The organism is Pseudomonas sp. P5_A2_2 (assembly GCF_054177685.1).
Genome location: NZ_JBGCUL010000002.1, coordinates 59,486 through 76,309, shown reverse-complemented (window position 1 = coordinate 76,309; position 16,824 = coordinate 59,486). Strand labels below are relative to the sequence as shown.

Annotated in this window: 14 protein-coding genes; 12 read left to right on the top strand and 2 right to left on the bottom strand. The window is 63.0% G+C overall.

Translation table 11 applies throughout. From position 1 onward, the window contains the following. Positions 1-18: 18 nt before the first annotated feature. The 11 genes from ACXRVY_RS00660 (at position 19) to madM (ending at position 14,044) form a co-directional block, all read left to right on the top strand. A complete protein-coding gene (locus ACXRVY_RS00660) occupies positions 19-5,919 on the top strand; it encodes an Hpt domain-containing protein (protein ID WP_223456716.1) in 5,901 nt (1,966 codons plus the stop codon). Continuing rightward, positions 5,912-6,373 (top strand): chemotaxis protein CheW, encoded by a 462-nt coding sequence (locus ACXRVY_RS00655; protein ID WP_223456717.1) that lies wholly within the window; start codon positions 5,912-5,914, stop codon positions 6,371-6,373. Before ACXRVY_RS00660 ends, ACXRVY_RS00655 begins: the two co-directional genes overlap by 8 nt. 415 nt (positions 6,374-6,788) lie before the next feature. Further along, a complete protein-coding gene (gene mdcA / locus ACXRVY_RS00650; protein WP_007987781.1) occupies positions 6,789-8,459 on the top strand; it encodes a malonate decarboxylase subunit alpha in 1,671 nt (556 codons plus the stop codon). Next, on the top strand, positions 8,459-9,334 hold the full coding sequence (locus ACXRVY_RS00645) for a triphosphoribosyl-dephospho-CoA synthase (RefSeq protein ID WP_223456719.1): 876 nt from the start codon (positions 8,459-8,461) through the stop codon (positions 9,332-9,334). The genes mdcA and ACXRVY_RS00645 overlap by 1 nt, the downstream gene beginning before the upstream one ends. Then, positions 9,334-9,633 carry a malonate decarboxylase subunit delta gene (locus ACXRVY_RS00640; RefSeq protein ID WP_007975424.1) on the top strand — a complete coding sequence of 100 codons (300 nt, stop codon included), beginning with the start codon at positions 9,334-9,336 and terminating at the stop codon, positions 9,631-9,633. Before ACXRVY_RS00645 ends, ACXRVY_RS00640 begins: the two co-directional genes overlap by 1 nt. Then, positions 9,626-10,477, top strand: coding sequence for a biotin-independent malonate decarboxylase subunit beta (locus ACXRVY_RS00635; protein ID WP_223456721.1), 852 nt, complete (start codon positions 9,626-9,628; stop codon positions 10,475-10,477). The genes ACXRVY_RS00640 and ACXRVY_RS00635 overlap by 8 nt, the downstream gene beginning before the upstream one ends. Further along, positions 10,474-11,277 carry a biotin-independent malonate decarboxylase subunit gamma gene (mdcE, locus tag ACXRVY_RS00630; protein WP_223456723.1) on the top strand — a complete coding sequence of 268 codons (804 nt, stop codon included), beginning with the start codon at positions 10,474-10,476 and terminating at the stop codon, positions 11,275-11,277. Before ACXRVY_RS00635 ends, mdcE begins: the two co-directional genes overlap by 4 nt. Continuing rightward, positions 11,271-11,891, top strand: a complete 621-nt coding sequence (locus ACXRVY_RS00625; protein WP_223456725.1) for a malonate decarboxylase holo-ACP synthase — start codon at positions 11,271-11,273, stop codon at positions 11,889-11,891. Before mdcE ends, ACXRVY_RS00625 begins: the two co-directional genes overlap by 7 nt. Continuing rightward, complete coding sequence (mdcH, locus tag ACXRVY_RS00620; protein WP_223456727.1) at positions 11,888-12,799, top strand: malonate decarboxylase subunit epsilon; 912 nt, start codon at positions 11,888-11,890, stop codon at positions 12,797-12,799. The genes ACXRVY_RS00625 and mdcH overlap by 4 nt, the downstream gene beginning before the upstream one ends. Before the next feature lie 62 nt (positions 12,800-12,861). Then, a complete protein-coding gene (madL, locus tag ACXRVY_RS00615) occupies positions 12,862-13,278 on the top strand; it encodes a malonate transporter subunit MadL (protein WP_223456730.1) in 417 nt (138 codons plus the stop codon). Position 13,279: 1 nt separating this feature from the next. After that, on the top strand, positions 13,280-14,044 hold the full coding sequence (madM, locus tag ACXRVY_RS00610) for a malonate transporter subunit MadM (RefSeq protein ID WP_108217031.1): 765 nt from the start codon (positions 13,280-13,282) through the stop codon (positions 14,042-14,044). 111 nt (positions 14,045-14,155) lie between these two features. Here the strand turns inward: madM and ACXRVY_RS00605 are convergent, their stop codons facing one another. Then, positions 14,156-15,070, bottom strand: coding sequence for a LysR family transcriptional regulator (locus tag ACXRVY_RS00605; RefSeq protein WP_458236949.1), 915 nt, complete (start codon positions 15,068-15,070; stop codon positions 14,156-14,158). 131 nt (positions 15,071-15,201) lie between these two features. Here ACXRVY_RS00605 and trhA point away from each other — a divergent pair, with 131 nt between their 5' ends. Beyond that, positions 15,202-15,819, top strand: coding sequence for a PAQR family membrane homeostasis protein TrhA (gene trhA / locus ACXRVY_RS00600; protein WP_223456732.1), 618 nt, complete (start codon positions 15,202-15,204; stop codon positions 15,817-15,819). Here the strand turns inward: trhA and ACXRVY_RS00595 are convergent. Further along, positions 15,816-16,733 carry a LysR family transcriptional regulator gene (locus ACXRVY_RS00595; protein ID WP_218431196.1) on the bottom strand — a complete coding sequence of 306 codons (918 nt, stop codon included), beginning with the start codon at positions 16,731-16,733 and terminating at the stop codon, positions 15,816-15,818. The two genes, trhA and ACXRVY_RS00595, sit on opposite strands and share 4 nt — an antisense overlap. Positions 16,734-16,824: the final 91 nt, after the last annotated feature.

The following is a 16,824-nucleotide window of genomic DNA, read 5'->3' as shown; positions in this document are numbered from 1 at the left end:
ATTGTGATTGGAGTGGTTATGGGTGATCGGCACGACTATGTGGCCCTCGAGTGGGTCAAGGGCGAGATTGCCGAAACGCTGAAACAGGCTCATCACGCGATCGAAAACCTGCTCGATGACCCGCAGGCGACGCAAGCGCTGGATGATTGCCTGGCATGCATCCATCAGGTCCACGGCAGTTTGCAGATGGTCGAGTTCTACGGCGCGGCGTTGCTCGCCGAAGAAATGGAACAACTGGCCATGGCCTTGCAGGGCAGCCGTGTCAGTCATCGCGACGAGGCGTTGCACCTGTTGATGCAGGCCCTGGGGCAGCTGCCGATCTACCTCGACCGGGTGCAAGGCGCGCGTCGTGACTTGCCTCTGGTGGTGTTGCCACTGATCAACGACCTGCGCAGCGCCCGCGGCGAAAGCCTGCTGTCGGAAACCAGCCTGTTCAGCCCGCAATTGCCCGAGTTACCAGCGCTGGACGCAGAAACGCTGGCGCAGCTGGAGCCGGCCGAATTGCCCAATGTGCTGCGCAAGCTGCGGCAGATGCTGCAAATGGCGCTGGTCGGTTTCCTGCGTGAACAGGACAACGACACCAACCTCGATTACCTGGCCAAGGTCTTTACCCGCCTCGAAGCACTGTGCGCCAATGCACCCCTGAGCCCGTTATGGCAGGTGGCATCGGCGCTGGTCGAAGGCATGCAGGGCGGTGCGATCGCCAACAGCCCGGCCTTGCGCAGCCTGTTCAAGGACGCCGACATTGAGCTCAAGCGTCTTCTCGAACAAGGCATTCAAGGCATCAACCAAGCGGCCCCGCCGGAGCTGCTCAAGAGTTTGCTCTTCTACATTGCCAAGGCCGAACATCCCACCGGGCAGATGCTGACCATGAAAGAACGCTACTCACTGGACGACGCGCTGCCCGACAGCGCGATGGTCGATGAAGAACGCGCGCGGCTGGCCGGTCCTGACCGTGATGCCATGCGCTCGGTACTGGCGGCGCTGTGCGAAGAGCTGGTGCGGGTCAAGGAGCGCCTGGACCTGTTCGTGCGCAGTGACCGCCAGCACACCTCTGACCTCGACAGCCTGCTGGCGCCGCTGCGGCAAATCGCCGACACCCTGGCGGTCCTGGGCTTCGGCCAGCCGCGCAAGGTGATCATCGATCAATTGGCGGTGGTGCTCAGCCTCGCCCAGGGCCAGCGCGAACCCAACGATGCGATCCTCATGGACGTTGCCGGGGCCTTGTTGTACGTCGAAGCGACGCTGGCCGGCATGGTCGGTACCGTGGAGCCGGAGAGCCAGGAAGACAACCGCCTGCCGACCACCGACCTGACGCAGATCCATCAGATTGTGATCAAGGAGGCCCGCATCTGTTTGCAGCAGGCCAAAGACATGATCGTCGACTACATCGACGCCGATTGGGACCGCCAGCATTTGCAGGCGCTGCCGGCCTTGCTGACCCAGGTGCGCGGCGCGCTGGCGATGATTCCGCTGGGCCGGGCGGCGAGTCTGGTCGAAACCTGCAATCACTTTATCCGCGAGCACCTGTTGCTCGAACCGGGTCAACCGGGCTGGCAGGAACTGGACAGCCTGGCCGACGTGATCACCAGCATCGAGTACTACCTCGAGCGCCTCAGCGATGACCCGCAAGCACAGGGTGAAAACCTGCTCGATGTCGCGGAAAAAAGCCTGGCCAGCCTCGGGTTTTTCCCCAGTGAGCAGCATGTGCCAGTGCTTGATGATGTGCTCAACCCGACCGAAGCGCAGGTCATGCAGATGATGCAGGAGCTGGATGATCCGCAGACCGTCCAGACCCTGGCCGACGTGCTTGCCAGCCCGGTTTCGAGCCTGAACCCGCCCGCGCTGAACACCCCGGGCAGCCTGCTGCCGCCACCTGCAGGCGAAGAACCGGTGGACGAGGAACTGCGTGAGGTGTTCCTCGAGGAAACCGACGAAGTCCTGGAAATCCTGCGCGAGTACTTGCCGCGCTGGTCGGTCAACCCCGACAACCGCTCGGCCCTGAGTGAGCTGCGCCGCGCCTTTCATACCCTCAAGGGCAGCGGCCGGATGGTGCGCGCCCTGGTGTTGGGTGAGCTGGCCTGGGCTGTGGAAAACCTGCTCAACCGCGTACTGGAAGACAGCGTGGAGCCGGGCGCTACGGTGCAACGACTGATCGGCGATGTGCTGCAGCTGCTGCCGGAACTGGTGGCGGAATACGCCGCCAATGCCCAGCGTCAGCGCAACGATGTCGACCAGTTGGCAGCGCGTGCCCATGCCCTGGCCAAGGGCGATGAGCCGGTGTCCGATGAGGATACGCAGGATGTCGCGGCCCTCGACCCGCTGTTGCTGGAGATCTTCCGCAAAGAGGCCGAAACCCACTTGGGCAGCCTCAATCGCTTCCTTGATCAGGCCGCCGAACATGTGCCGTTGCAGGCCAGCGACCAATTGCAGCGCGCCTTGCACACCCTCAAGGGCAGCGCCTCCATGGCCGGCGTGTTGCCGATTGCCGAACTGGCCGCGCCGCTGGATCAACTGGCCCGGGAATACAAGGCACACCTGATTGCGCTGGATCTGGACGAAGTTGAACTGCTGCTGGAGGCAGAAGGGCTGTTCCGCCTCGGCTTACGCCAGCTCAAACGCGATCCGCTGGCGGAAATTCCCGGCGCCCGGGGTTTGACCGAGCGAGCCAAGGCGTTGTTGGCCGAGCGCCTGGAAAACCTCACGCCGAACACCGGGCTGCGGATCAAGCGCGACCCGCAACTGATCAACAACTTCCTCGCCCAGGGCATGGACATCCTGCTGGACGCCGAAAGCCTGTTGCAGCGTTGGCAGCAACACCCCGGCGAACGTCAGGAACTCAGCGCACTGCTGGACGAATTGACCACCCTCGGCGAAGGCGCCCATCTGGCCGACCTGCACCCGGTGGATGAGCTGTGCGAAGCGCTGCTCGACCTGTACGGTGCCGTGGAGGAAAGCAGCCTCGCGGTCAGCGAGCGGTTTTTCCATGAAGCACAGGGTGCCCACGAAGCACTGATCAACATGCTCGACGAACTGGCCGCCGGTCAGGAAGTCAGCCCGCAACCGCAACGGATCAGGGCCTTGCGCGAACTGCTCGACGAGAGCCTCGACCCGTCGGCCATGGGCCTGATCCGCAGTGATGGCAGCCGTAGCCTGAGCATCCGCGAATTGGGTTCTGCCACCGAGGAGCTGGCCCAAGCCACCACGGCCACGGGGCCGGACGATGAAATCGTTGCGATCTTCCTCGAAGAAGCGGTGGATATCCTCGAAAGCGCCGGTCATGCCTTGCAGCGTTGGTTGCGCGACCCGGACAACGCCGCGCCGCTGTCGTCCCTGCAACGGGATTTGCACACCCTCAAGGGTGGCGCACGCATGGCCGAGGTCGGGCCGGTCGGCGATCTGGCCCATGAACTGGAAAGTCTTTACCAGGGCCTGGTGGACCGTCGTTATGCCTTCAGCGATTCAATGGCGGTGTTGCTTAAACAGAGCCATGAGCGACTGGCGTTGTATTTCGAACAGTTGCAGCTCAACCAGCCACTGGACGATGCCCGAGAGCTGATCGAAGCCATTCGTGCCTACCGTCAAGGGCATGCGGGTATCGCCGAGTCTGCCCGGCAGGCGACCGACAACGACTCGGCTGCGCACGATCCGCAATTGCTGGAAATATTCCTCGAGGAAGGTTTCGACATCATTGAAAGCTCCGGGGCGGCGCTGGAGCGCTGGCAGGTCCAGCCTTCGAATCGGCAGGAAGTGGAAACCCTGCTGCGCGACCTGCACACCCTCAAGGGCGGCGCGCGCATGATGGAAATCGCCGCGATTGGTGATCTGGCCCATGAACTGGAGTTCCTCTACGAAGGCCTGTCCACCGGCGTGTTGCAACCGACGGAGCCGTTGTTCGCGCTGTTGCAGCGCAGCCATGACCGCCTGGCGCAGATGCTCGATGCGGCCCGCGCCGGTGAGCCGATGCCGCCGGCCGATCGCTTGATCGATGCCATCAAGAACTTCAGCCACCCGGCCGTGCCTGAAGCCCCCGCGCCGATTGCTCTGCCGGCCACGCCCAAGGCCGAGCCGCTGACGCCGCCGTCCGATGCCGGCGCCGACATGGTCAAGGTCTCGGCGGAGCTGCTCGATGATCTGGTCAACCTGGCCGGTGAAACATCGATCTTCCGTGGCCGGATCGAGCAGCAGGTCAACGATGCGCACATCGCCCTGAATGAGATGGAGACCACCATCGAGCGAATGCGCGACCAGTTGCGTCGCCTCGATACCGAAACCCAGGGGCGGATCCTCAGCCGCCAGCAAGTCGACGCCGAGCGCCTGGGCTACGAAGAGTTCGACCCGCTGGAAATGGACCGCCACTCTCAATTGCAGCAACTGTCCCGGGCGCTGTTCGAATCGGCCTCTGACTTGCTCGACCTCAAGGAAACCCTCGAACGACGCAATCAGGATGCGGAAAACCTGTTGCAACAGCAGGGCCGCATCAACACCGAATTGCAGGAAGGCCTGATGCGCACGCGCATGGTGCCGTTCGAGCGCATGCTCCCGCGTTTGCAGCGCATTGTTCGGCAGGTGGCCGGCGAACTGGGCAAGGACGTGGATTTCATCGTCGATAACGCCGAAGGCGAGATGGACCGCAACGTTCTCGAACGCATGGCCGCGCCGCTGGAACACATGCTGCGCAACGCCGTCGACCACGGCCTGGAGTCCGTCGAAGCACGGCTGGCGGCGGGAAAACCGGCCAAGGGCAAGATCACCCTCGATCTGCTGCGCGAAGGGGGCGACATCATTTTCGACATCCGCGACGACGGCGCCGGTGTGCCGCTGGACGCGGTGCGGCGCAAGGCGATCAAGCGCGGTCTGCTCGCCCCGGACAGTGTCATCAGTGATCACGACGTGTTGCAGTTCATCCTGCAACCGGGGTTTTCCACCGCCGAAAAAATCACCCAGATCTCCGGGCGCGGCGTCGGCATGGACGTGGTGCACGAAGAGGTGCGGCAACTGGGCGGCACCATGAGCATCGACTCGGTGCCGGGGCAGGGCGTGCATTTTCGCATTCGCCTGCCGTTCACCGTATCGGTCAACCGGGCGCTGATGGTGCAGTGCGGTGAGGACCAATACGCGATCCCGCTCAATACCATCGACGGCATCGTGCGCGTCCTGCCCAATGAACTCGAAGGGTATTTCCGTTTCGATTCGCCAACCTACGAATACGCCGGACAACGTTACGAGCTGTGCTATCTGGGTGAGCTGCTGAAAACCAGCCCGCGCCCGAAGCTGTTGGGCCAGAGCCTGCCATTGCCGGTGTTGCTGGTGCAGTGCAACGAACGGCACATCGCGGTGCTGGTGGACGCCATGGCCGGCACTCGCGAAATCGTGGTCAAGAGCCTGGGGCCGCAGTTCGCGGCGGTGCAAGGGGTGTCCGGGGCGACGATTCTCGGAGACGGCCGGGTGGTGCTGATTCTGGATTTGCTGGCGCCGATCCGCGCCATGCAGGCCCGTGTGCCCCAGCGTCCGGCAGGACAAGAGGTCGAGGCCGAACCGCATCGGCCGCTGCTGGTGATGGTGGTCGACGACTCGGTCACCGTGCGCAAGGTCACCAGCCGCTTGCTCGAACGCCACGGCATGAACGTGTTGACCGCCAAGGACGGGGTCGATGCCATGCTGCTGTTGGAAGAACACATGCCCGACCTGATGCTGCTGGACATCGAGATGCCGCGCATGGATGGCTTCGAAGTCGCGACCCAGGTGCGCAACGACGAACGCCTGCGACACCTGCCGATCATCATGATCACCTCCCGCACCGGACAGAAACACCGCGACCGCGCCATGGCCATCGGCGTCAACGACTACCTCGGCAAGCCGTACCAGGAATCGGTGCTGCTCGAAAGCATCGCCTTGTGGAGCAAGACCCATGCTTGAGCACCGCACCAGCAACCTCACCGGCCTGCTGCTGCCGTTGGCCGACCGTAACCTGATCCTGCCCAACGTCGCCGTTGCCGAGCTGATCGATTACCAGCCGCCGGGGACTTTCGACCTTGACACACCGCCGTGGTACCTGGGCCTGGTGATGTGGCGCGAACGGCAGATTCCGCTGCTGAGTTTCGAATCGGCCTGCGCGCAGAAAGTCGTCATCGGCGAACGTGCGCGGATCGTGATCCTCAACGCCCTCGGCGGGCGCCCCGAGCTGAAGTTCATCGCGCTATTGGTGCAGGGCATTCCGCGCTCCTGCAAGCTCGATAGCCAGTTGAGTTATGTGGATGTGCCGTTGTGTTCGTTGGAACAGGCGGCGGTGCAGGTGGGCGAGCAGGTGGCCAAGGTGCCGGATCTGTTGGCGCTGGAGGCGTTGTTGGTGGATGCCGGGTTAATCAACTGATCCCGATTCAGCGGTGATCTGACCGGCCTCTTCGCGGGCAAGCCCGCTCCCACAGGTTCTTCAGGTGATTCACGATTTGCGAAATTGCACGGTCTCTGTTGGAGCGGGCTTGCCCTAATGCCAGTCAGTTAAGGCGCAAAACCTGTGGGAGCGAGCTTGCTCGCGATAGCGGACTGTCAGGCAATGCAGGTGTTGGCTATGCGATCGTCATCGTCGGAACGCCGCCCGGAGCAAGCTCGCTCCCACAGGAGTTGCGGTGTTCGAAGCGTTGACTGATCGGCATTAGGGCTTGCCCGCGAAGGCGTCAGTTCTGACAACCATTACCCTGAGCGTAACGATCCACCACTCTGCTTGATTGATACACCCACCCAACGCTCCTAAGGTAGCTCCACGACAGCGAACCCGTGGAGTGGTCATGACAACAACAATATCCCCCGACTCGCGATGGACGCGGCGGCGCAGCGAAAAGCAGCGGCGCCTCGAGCTGGTGCGAGGGCTTGCCGACGGCGTGGTGTTGCCCACCGACAACATCGTCGCGGCGCTGGAGGCGTTGATTCTGCCTGGCGACCGCGTGGTGCTCGAAGGCAACAACCAGAAGCAGGCGGATTTCCTCTCGCGCTCCCTGGCCAAGGCCGACCCCGCGAAGCTGCATGACCTGCACATGATCATGCCCAGCGTCGGTCGCGCCGAGCACCTGGACTTGTTCGAGCGCGGCATCGCCCGCAAGCTCGACTTCTCTTTTGCCGGCACCCAAAGCCTGCGCATCAGCCAGTTGCTCGAAGACGGCCTGCTGGAAATCGGCGCGATCCACACCTACATCGAACTCTACGCACGACTGGTGGTGGACCTGATTCCCAACGTCGTGCTTTCGGCCGGGTTCATGGCCGACCGCGCCGGCAACATCTACACCGGGCCAAGCACCGAAGACACCCCGGCGCTGATTGAGCCGGCGGCCTTCAGCGACGGCATCGTCATCGTCCAGGTCAACCAATTGGTGGACGATGTCAGCGACCTGCCGCGCGTCGACATTCCCGCCTCCTGGGTCGACTTCGTGGTGGTGGCCGACAAGCCGTTCTACATCGAACCGCTGTTCACCCGCGACCCTCGGCACATCAAGCCCGTGCACGTGCTGATGGCGATGATGGCGATTCGCGGGATCTACGAAAAACACAACGTGCAGTCGCTCAACCATGGCATCGGTTTCAACACCGCGGCCATCGAACTGATCTTGCCGACCTACGGCGAATCCCTCGGCCTCAAAGGCAAGATCTGCCGCAACTGGACGCTCAACCCGCACCCGACCCTGATTCCGGCGATTGAAAGCGGCTGGGTCGAAAGCGTGCATTGCTTCGGCACCGAGTTGGGGATGGAAAACTACATTGCGGCGCGGCCGGATGTGTTCTTTACCGGGCGCGATGGCTCCCTGCGTTCCAATCGGATGTTCAGCCAACTGGCCGGGCAATACGCAGTAGACCTGTTCATCGGCGCGACTTTGCAGGTCGATGGCGACGGCCACTCCTCCACCGTGACGCGCGGGCGCCTGGCCGGTTTCGGCGGGGCACCGAACATGGGCCACGACCCGCGCGGTCGTCGCCACGGCACACCGGCCTGGCTCGACATGCGCAACACAGATGTGGCTGAGCCGATGCTCGAACGCGGTAAAAAACTCGTGGTGCAGATGGTCGAGACCTTCCAGGAGGGCGGCAAACCGACCTTCGTCGAAACCCTCGATGCCGTTGATGTGGCGAAGAAAAGCGGCATGCCGCTGGCACCGATCATGGTTTATGGCGACGACGTCACCCACCTGCTGACTGAAGAAGGCATTGCCTACCTGTACAAGGCGCGCTCGCTGGAAGAGCGCCAGGCGATGATCGCCGCCGTCGCCGGGGTCACCGCCATCGGCCTGCGCCACAACCCCAAAGACACCGCACGCATGCGTCGCGAAGGTCTGATCGCCTTGCCCGAAGACCTCGGCATCCGCCGCACCGACGCCACTCGCGAATTGCTCGCGGCGAAAAGCGTGGCCGATCTGGTGGAATGGTCCGGTGGCCTCTACAACCCGCCCGCCAAGTTCAGGAGCTGGTAATGCACGCACTTAACCTGCAACCAAAAAGCCTGAGCCTGACCGAACGGCTGGCGGACCTGGCGGTGGACGCATTGATCGACGAGGCTGATCTGTCGCCGAAGCCGGCACTGGTCGACCGTCGCGGCAATGGCGCCCACACCGATTTGCATCTGGGGTTGATGCACGCTTCGGCGCTGTCCTTGTGGCCCGCCTTCAAAGATATGGCTGAAGCCGCCATCGAGTTCGGCGAGGTCGGCTTGCCCCTGCGCGAAGCCGTGGGCCGCATCGGTCGCGAAGGCGAGCAAGCGATGCTCGACACCACGGGCGGCGTGAACACTCATCGTGGGGCAATCTGGGCCTTGGGCTTGTTGGTAACGGCTGCTGCGCTGGAACCTCAATCCTGTAGCGCCAATAGCGTGGCGTTGCGTGTGGCGCGGTTGGCCTTGCTCGACGACCGTTATGCACCACGTCCGCTCAGTCACGGTGCGCAAGTGGCCCAACGCTACGGCGCTCGGGGTGCTCGTGAAGAAGCGCAACTGGGTTTTCCGGCGGTGACCCAACGTGGTCTGCCACAACTGCTACGCAGTCGTGCAGCCGGTCATGGCGAACAGAACGCCCGGCTCGACGCGCTGCTGGCGATCATGACCAATCTGGCCGACACCTGCGTGCTTTACCGCGCCGGGGAAGAAGGGCTGAGCACCATGCAGCGGGGTGCCCGGGCGGTACTCGACGCGGGTGGCAGTGCCAGCCTCGCCGGACGTCGCCGCCTGCATGAGCTGGACCAACAACTCATCGCTTTGAATGCCTCGCCCGGCGGCGCTGCCGACCTGCTCGCAGCCTGCCTGTTCGTCGACCGTATCGGGTCGGACGACGGCCTTATCCAGGGAGTGTTTTGATGGAAACCTTATCCTTTGAATTCCCCGCCGGACAGCCGCCACGCGGTCGCACCCTGGTGGGTTGTGTCGGCTCTGGTGATCTGGAAGTGCTGATCGAACCGGGCCAGGCCGGCAAGCTGACGATCAACGTGCAGACCTCGGTCAATGGCAGCGAACAACGCTGGCAGCATCTGTTCGCACGGATGTTCGACGGCCAGACGCCACCGGCCATGGATATCGATATCCACGATTTCGGCGCGACACCCGGCGTGGTGCGCCTGCGCCTGGAACAGGGCTTCGAGGAGATCGGCCATGACTGACAGCGCAGCCTTGCTCAACAAGCACAGCTTCGTCGAACTCGGTGCCCGGCAACGGGCCAAGGCCCTGCTCGATGCGGGCACCTTCCGCGAATTGCTCGATCCGTTCCAGCGCATCATGTCGCCATGGCTGTCGCGCCAGGGCGTGGTGCCGCAAGCCGACGACGGCGTGGTGATCGCCAAGGGCAATCTCGATGGTTTGCCGGTGGTGATTGCGGCCATTGAAGGCGCATTCCAGGGTGGCAGCCTGGGTGAAGTCGGCGGAGCAAAAATTGCCGGTGCACTGGAACTGGCCGCTGAAGACAACCGCAACGGCATTCCGACCCGCGCCGTGCTGTTGCTGGAAACCGGCGGCGTGCGCTTGCAGGAAGCCAACCTCGGCCTGGCGGCAATTGCCGACATCCACGCGGCGATTGTTGACTTGCAGCAGTACCAACCCGTGGTCGGTGTGGTTGCGGGCAGCGTCGGCTGCTTTGGCGGCATGTCGATTGCCGCCGGCTTGTGCAGCTACCTGTTGGTGACCCAGGAAGCGCGACTCGGCTTGAACGGTCCGCAGGTAATCGAGCAGGAAGCCGGACTCGAAGAATACGATTCCCGCGACCGGCCCTTCATCTGGAGCCTGACCGGTGGTGAACAGCGTTTCGCCAGTGGTCTGGTGGATCGTTACGTGGATGACGATGTGGCGCAGATTCGCCAGCAGGTGGCTGAGTTGCTCCAGCAGGGTTTGCCTGCACAGCCGCGCAGCCAGCAGGCCGAGTTGTTCCTGCAACACCTGGCGCGTCTGGACGCCGAACCGCAAATCGAGCCGTCCGTGGTTCGCGATCTGTACCAAGGAGAACGCCCATGAGTTCGTATTCCCTGCGAGGCCTGAACTGGTTCAACGCCTTGAGTACCGGGGCCAAAGCGGTCGAGGGTTTGCCGGCTTCACTGAAGGTCGCGGACGGTTCGCTGGGCGCTCAGCCTGTGCGCTTCATCGCGGTGGTGGCCGACCCGGAAAACCGCTTCGTCCGTGCCCGCAACGGCGAAGTGGGTTTGCTCGAAGGCTGGGGCCTGGCCAAGGCTGTGGATGAAGTCATCGCCGCCGATCAGAACAAGGCACACAAACGCGCCCTGATCGCCATCGTCGACGTGCCGAGCCAGGCTTACGGTCGACGCGAGGAAGCCCTCGGTATCCATCAGGCGCTGGCCGCTGCGGCGGACAGTTATGCCCGCGCCCGTCTCGCTGGTCATGCGGTGATCGGTCTGCTGGTGGGCAAGGCGATGTCCGGGGCGTTTCTGGCCCACGGCTATCAGGCCAATCGCTTGATCGCCCTGCGTGATCCGGGGGTGATGGTGCATGCCATGGGCAAGGCGTCGGCGGCGCGGGTGACTTTGCGCAGCGTTGAGGAGCTCGAAGCCCTGGCTGCCAGCGTGCCGCCGATGGCCTATGACATCGACAGCTATGCCAGCCTGGGTTTGTTGTGGGAAACCTTGTCGGTGGAGCAGATCGAGCAGCCGACGGCGGGGGATCTGGCGCGGGTAACCGAGTGCCTGCTTCAGGCAATTGGCGATGTGGCCGCCGGTGGTCGTGATCTGAGTGGTCGTCTCGGTGCGGCCAATCGTGCGGCGTCGAGCAAGGTTCGCCAATTGCTGAGAGCGCAGTGGTGAACACGCTACTGGCCCATGACCTGCTGTGGGGCATGACCCCGCAGCAGTTGCCTGCGGATGCGCCTGCCTGGGTGATCGAGTCGATCAGTGCCGGCCAGCCGGTGGTGGTCCGTCGCGCCTTGTGCGCGGCGGGGCAGGTGGCGGTGGGCGTGCGCGGGCCGATGCGCGAACAGCGATTTGCGGCGGTGATGGGCGTCGCCGCCATTACGCGGCAGGTGCGGCCGGAAGAACTCTGCCATGTTCAAGGGCTGCGCGATTTCCCTGCGCTGCGAGCCTTGGCGCAACTGCGCCCACACCTGGAAAACTGTGATTGGGTCTGGGGTGTCAGCGGCAGCGCCGGGTTCGAGTTGGCCAGTGGATTTGCCGCTTTGCATGAGGGCAGCGATCTCGATCTGATCTTGCGTACACCGCGTCCGTTGAGTCGTGACGACGCGCGGGCGTTGGTGGCCGTTCTTGATTCAGCCGTGTGCCGCGTGGACCTGCAATTGCAGACACCGTCGGGCGCCGTTGCCTTGCGCGAATGGGCCGGTGCTTCGTCGCGGGTCCTGTTGAAAAGTGCCACTCAGGCCAGCCTGGTCACTGATCCGTGGAATCCACAGGAGCAAGCAGCGTGAGCAGCTTGCTGGTGTTCCCCGGGCAGGGCGCGCAACAACCCGGGATGCTGGCGCGTTTGCCTCGGGAAACATTGAACGAAGCGAGCGACCTGCTCGGTGAAGATGTCACGCGGCTGGATTCTGCCGAGGCGTTGCAGTCGACGAGGGCGGTTCAGCTTTGCCTGCTGATCGCCGGGGTCGCCGCTTCACGTCAGTTGACCATGGCCCCGGACTACGTGGCCGGCTTGTCGATCGGCGCTTACCCGGCAGCGGTGGTGGCTGGCGCCCTGGGTTTCAGCGATGCGTTGCATCTGGTCAGCCTGCGCGGTGAGCTGATGCAGCAGGCATATCCACAGGGCTATGGCATGACCGCGATCATCGGTCTGGACCTGGCCACGGTGGAAGGATTACTGGCCCAGGTACACAGCGCGCAAATGCCGGTTTATCTGGCCAATATCAATGCCGATAACCAGGTGGTGATTGCCGGTAGCGACGCGGCGATGAAAGCGGTGGCGGAGTTGGCGAAAGGTTGCGGGGCTGGCTTGGCCAAGCGTCTGGCAGTGAGCGTGCCGTCCCACTGCCCTTTGCTTGATGCCCCTGCGCAACGATTGGCCGAAGCCTTCGCCAAGGTGCCGCTGCACACCCCGAAGATCGGTTACCTGAGCGGCAGTCGTGCGCGTCCGCTGATCAAGCCTGAAGCCTTGCGTGACGACCTGGCCTTCAACATGTGCCGCATCGTCGATTGGCGCGGCACGGTACAAAGCGCCTACGAGCGCGGCGTACGTCTGCAGATCGAACTGCCGCCCGGCGCGGTGTTGACCGGGCTGGCGCGCCGGGTGTTCGAGCAGGGCACCGTGATTGCCTTCGACGGTGCACGGCTCGATACCTTGCAGGCGCTGATGCGTGAGGAGGGAAGCCGTCACTCCTAAAACCGACTCAGGCTTCGAACAACAAAAACAACATTCGACGATGCACTTTGAGGACTACAACAATGATTATTTACGGTGTGGCGCTGTTGGCGATCTGTACGCTGGCAGGGGTGATCATGGGTGACATGCTCGGTGTGTTGCTGGGAGTGAAGTCAAACGTCGGCGGTGTCGGGATCGCGATGATCCTGCTGATTTGCGCACGGTTGTGGATGCACAACCGTGGCGGCATGACCAAGGATTGCGAGCTGGGCGTCGGCTTCTGGGGCGCGATGTACATCCCGGTGGTGGTGGCGATGGCGGCGCAACAAAACGTGGTCACGGCGCTGCATGGCGGTCCGGTGGCGGTGTTGGCGGCGATAGGATCGGTGGTGATCTGCGGCTGCACCATTGCCCTGATCAGTCGGACCCATAAAGGCGAACCCTTGCCCGATGAACCGGCGGATGTAACGCCGGTTGGCGCACCGGCAGGAGGTCGCTGATATGTGGGAACTCATCGAGAAAGGCCTGGCCACGAACAGTCTGGTCACAGCATTCGCTTTCGTCGGCATCATCATGTGGGTGTCGGTCATTCTTTCCAAGCGCCTGACTTTCGGACGCATCCACGGTTCGGCGATTGCCATCGTCATCGGCCTGGTGCTGGCCTGGGTCGGCGGCACATTGACTGGCGGGCAAAAAGGCCTGGCGGACCTCACGCTGTTTTCCGGCATCGGGCTGATGGGCGGCGCCATGCTGCGGGACTTCGCCATCGTTGCCACGGCATTCGAGGTGCAGGCCACAGAAGCGAAAAAGGCCGGCTTGATCGGCGTGATCGCGCTGCTGTTGGGCACGGTGCTGCCGTTTATTGTCGGCGCGTGCATGGCCTGGGCATTCGGATACCGCGACGCGGTGAGCATGACCACCATTGGTGCCGGTGCGGTGACTTATATCGTCGGCCCGGTGACTGGTGCGGCAATTGGTGCAACCTCGGATGTGATGGCGCTGTCGATTGCCACCGGCCTGATCAAGGCGATTCTGGTGATGGTCGGTACGCCGATGGCGGCGCGCTGGATGGGCCTGGACAACCCGCGCTCGGCGATGGTGTTCGGTGGGCTGGCCGGGACTGTCAGTGGCGTGACCGCCGGGCTGGCGGCGACGGATCGGCGCCTGGTGCCTTATGGCGCGTTGACCGCGACTTTCCACACCGGGCTGGGCTGTCTGCTGGGGCCTTCGCTGTTGTTCTTCATTGTTCGCGGGATTGTCGGGTAAGCCGCGGGATCTTCGCTTACTGTACCGACGTCATCGCGAGCAAGCTCGCTCCCACAGGGGATTGCATTCCAATGTGGGAGCGAGCTTGCTCGCGATGGCCGCGACTCGGTTTCAGACCTGCCGATTGGCATACATCCGACACTCCGCCAGCAACGCCAGCAGATTCGGATCTCGCTCCTTGGCCTTCAGGAACACCACGCCAATGTGCTGCTGCAACCGGTACTTTTCCTGCAGCGGGATCAGCTTCACCCGGTTTTCGTACACCGCCGCAATCCGCCCCGGCAGCAACGCATAACCCACACCCGAACTGACCATGCTCAGCAAGGTGAAGATGTCGTTGACCTGCATCGCCACCTTCGGCTCGAACCCTGCCTGCTCGAATACCCGCTTGCCGTCCTGATGGGTGGCGAAGCCTTGGGTCAGGGTGATGAAGGTTTCGTCGCGGACTTCGGCCAGGTCGACTTCGGTTCGCTGGGCAAACTTCGAATCGGYGGGCGTGGCGAGGAAGATGTCGTCGGAAAACAGCGGGATCTGCTCGCAATCCGGATCGTTGACGCTGTCGTCCAGCGACACCAGGATCGCATCGACTTCCATGTTCTTGAGCTTGTAGAGCAGGTCGATATTGGAACCCAGAATCAGGTCGATGTTGAGCTCGCTGCGGCGGATCTTCAAACCCATGATCAACTGCGGCACAGTCTTCACCGTCAGTGAATACAGCGAACCTAACTTGAAGCGTTCGGCCGAAAACCCGGCGGCCTCGCGGGTCAGGCGCACGCTTTCAACCACGTCCTGAATCAGCTTCTGCGCCCGCTCTTCCAGTACATAAGCGCTTTCCAGCGGCGTCAGGCTGCGGCCTTCGTGCTTGAACAACGGGCAGCGCAGGGCGCTTTCCAGGGAATGGATCGCCCGATGCACGCTGACGTTACTGGTCTGCAACTCGGCAGCGGCCCGCGCCAGGTTGCCGGTGCGCATGAAGGCCAGGAACACCTCGAGTTTTTTCAGGGTCAACTCTTCATCGATCAGCATGGGGCGGACTCTTTCTGGAATGACTCGATTGTGCCCAATTACGCCGGGCCCGTCGTACAGAAACATTGCGCTTTTACGCTTGAAGCCTGAGCCTTGCGCTCTGCGGCAATGAACTTCGAGGTGAGTAGCGCATGTATCACGGGGAAAGACTGAACGCCTGGACGCATTTGGTCGGGGCAGTGGCGGCGTTTGTCGGCGGAGTGTGGCTGATTGTGCTGGCCAGTCTCGACGGCAGCCCGTGGAAGATTGTCAGCATGGCAATCTACGCCTTTACCTTGCTGGTGCTTTACAGCGCATCGACCGTGTACCACAGCGTGCGCGGGCGCAAGAAAGAGATCATGCAGAAGGTCGATCACTTCTCGATCTACCTGTTGATCGCCGGCAGCTACACGCCGTTCTGCCTGGTGACCCTGCGCGGGCCGTGGGGCTGGACGTTGTTCGGGATTGTCTGGGGCCTGGCGCTGATCGGCATCCTGCAAGAGATCAAGCCGCGTTCGGAAGCACGAATTCTGTCGATCGTGATTTATGCGGTGATGGGCTGGATCGTGTTGGTGGCGGTCAAGCCGCTGCTCGCGGCGCTGGGCGCCGCCGGATTTGCGTGGCTGGCATCAGGCGGGGTGTTGTACACCGTCGGGATTATCTTTTTTGCCCTGGACGACAGGCTGCGGCATGCCCACGGCATCTGGCATCTGTTCGTGATCGCCGGGAGCCTGCTGCACTTTGTGGCGATTTTCTTTTATGTGCTTTAAGGCTGTACCGGAACCAGGCGATCCAGCTGCTCCCGGGCTCGACGGCTGAACACCTGCAACAGGTCGTTCAAGGTGTGGGGCGGTGGTTCGGCGGCGCGGGTCACTGCGTACAGGGTGATGGGCAGCGGCGGTGTCAGAGGGCGGATGGTTGTGCTGGCGCAAGAGGCGCCAAGGGCGGTGAACGGATCGATCACCGCCAGGCCCGCGCCGGATTCCACCATCGCCCGTGCCAGTGAGTAGGTTTGCACGGCGATGCGTACCCGCGGCGGCGGTTCGACCGCTTCCAGGTAACTGTCGAGCCGCGCGGCCAGCGGATCAGCGCTGGATAAACCGATCAGTGGTGCATCCGCCAGCGCCATCAGCGGCAACGGTTTACCCGCCTCTTCCTGAGGCCAGTAACCACTCGGCGCCAGCGCCACCAGCACGCCGGACGCCAGCGCCTGGGCCTTGAGCCCCGGGTGATCCGGGCGTTGCAGGGTCAGGGCGACATCCACTTCGCGCATCAACAGGTTCTGCACCAGTTCGCGACTGTGGGCGCTGGAGAGTTCGCAAACGATGTCCGGGTAACGCCCGGTCCACTCGTGAATGGCCGGCGGCAGCAATGACAGGGCCAGTGCCGGGGTGGCACCGATGCGCAGGCTGTGGCCAGGCTCGCGGCGCAGGCTCTGCGCCAGGCGTCGCACGCCTTGCAGGCTTTCACTGACCTTGTCCACTTCGCGCTCCAGCTCCAGCGCTTCCGGCGTCGCCTGCAACTTGCCGCGTACCCGCAGGAACAACGGGAAGCCCAATTGCTGCTCGGCGTGCTGCAACACCTTGCTCACCGCTGGTTGCGAGACGTGCAGCAATTGCGCGGCAGCGCTGATCGATCCGGTCTGGCGGATGGCCTGGAAAATTTCGATATGGCGAAGGCGCATGGCAAGTCCATAACCTTTGTTTATGGGGTTGCCATCTTTATGCATTGTTCAACGTCTGTCACCTGGCTCTAACCTTGGCCTTGTCTTCACA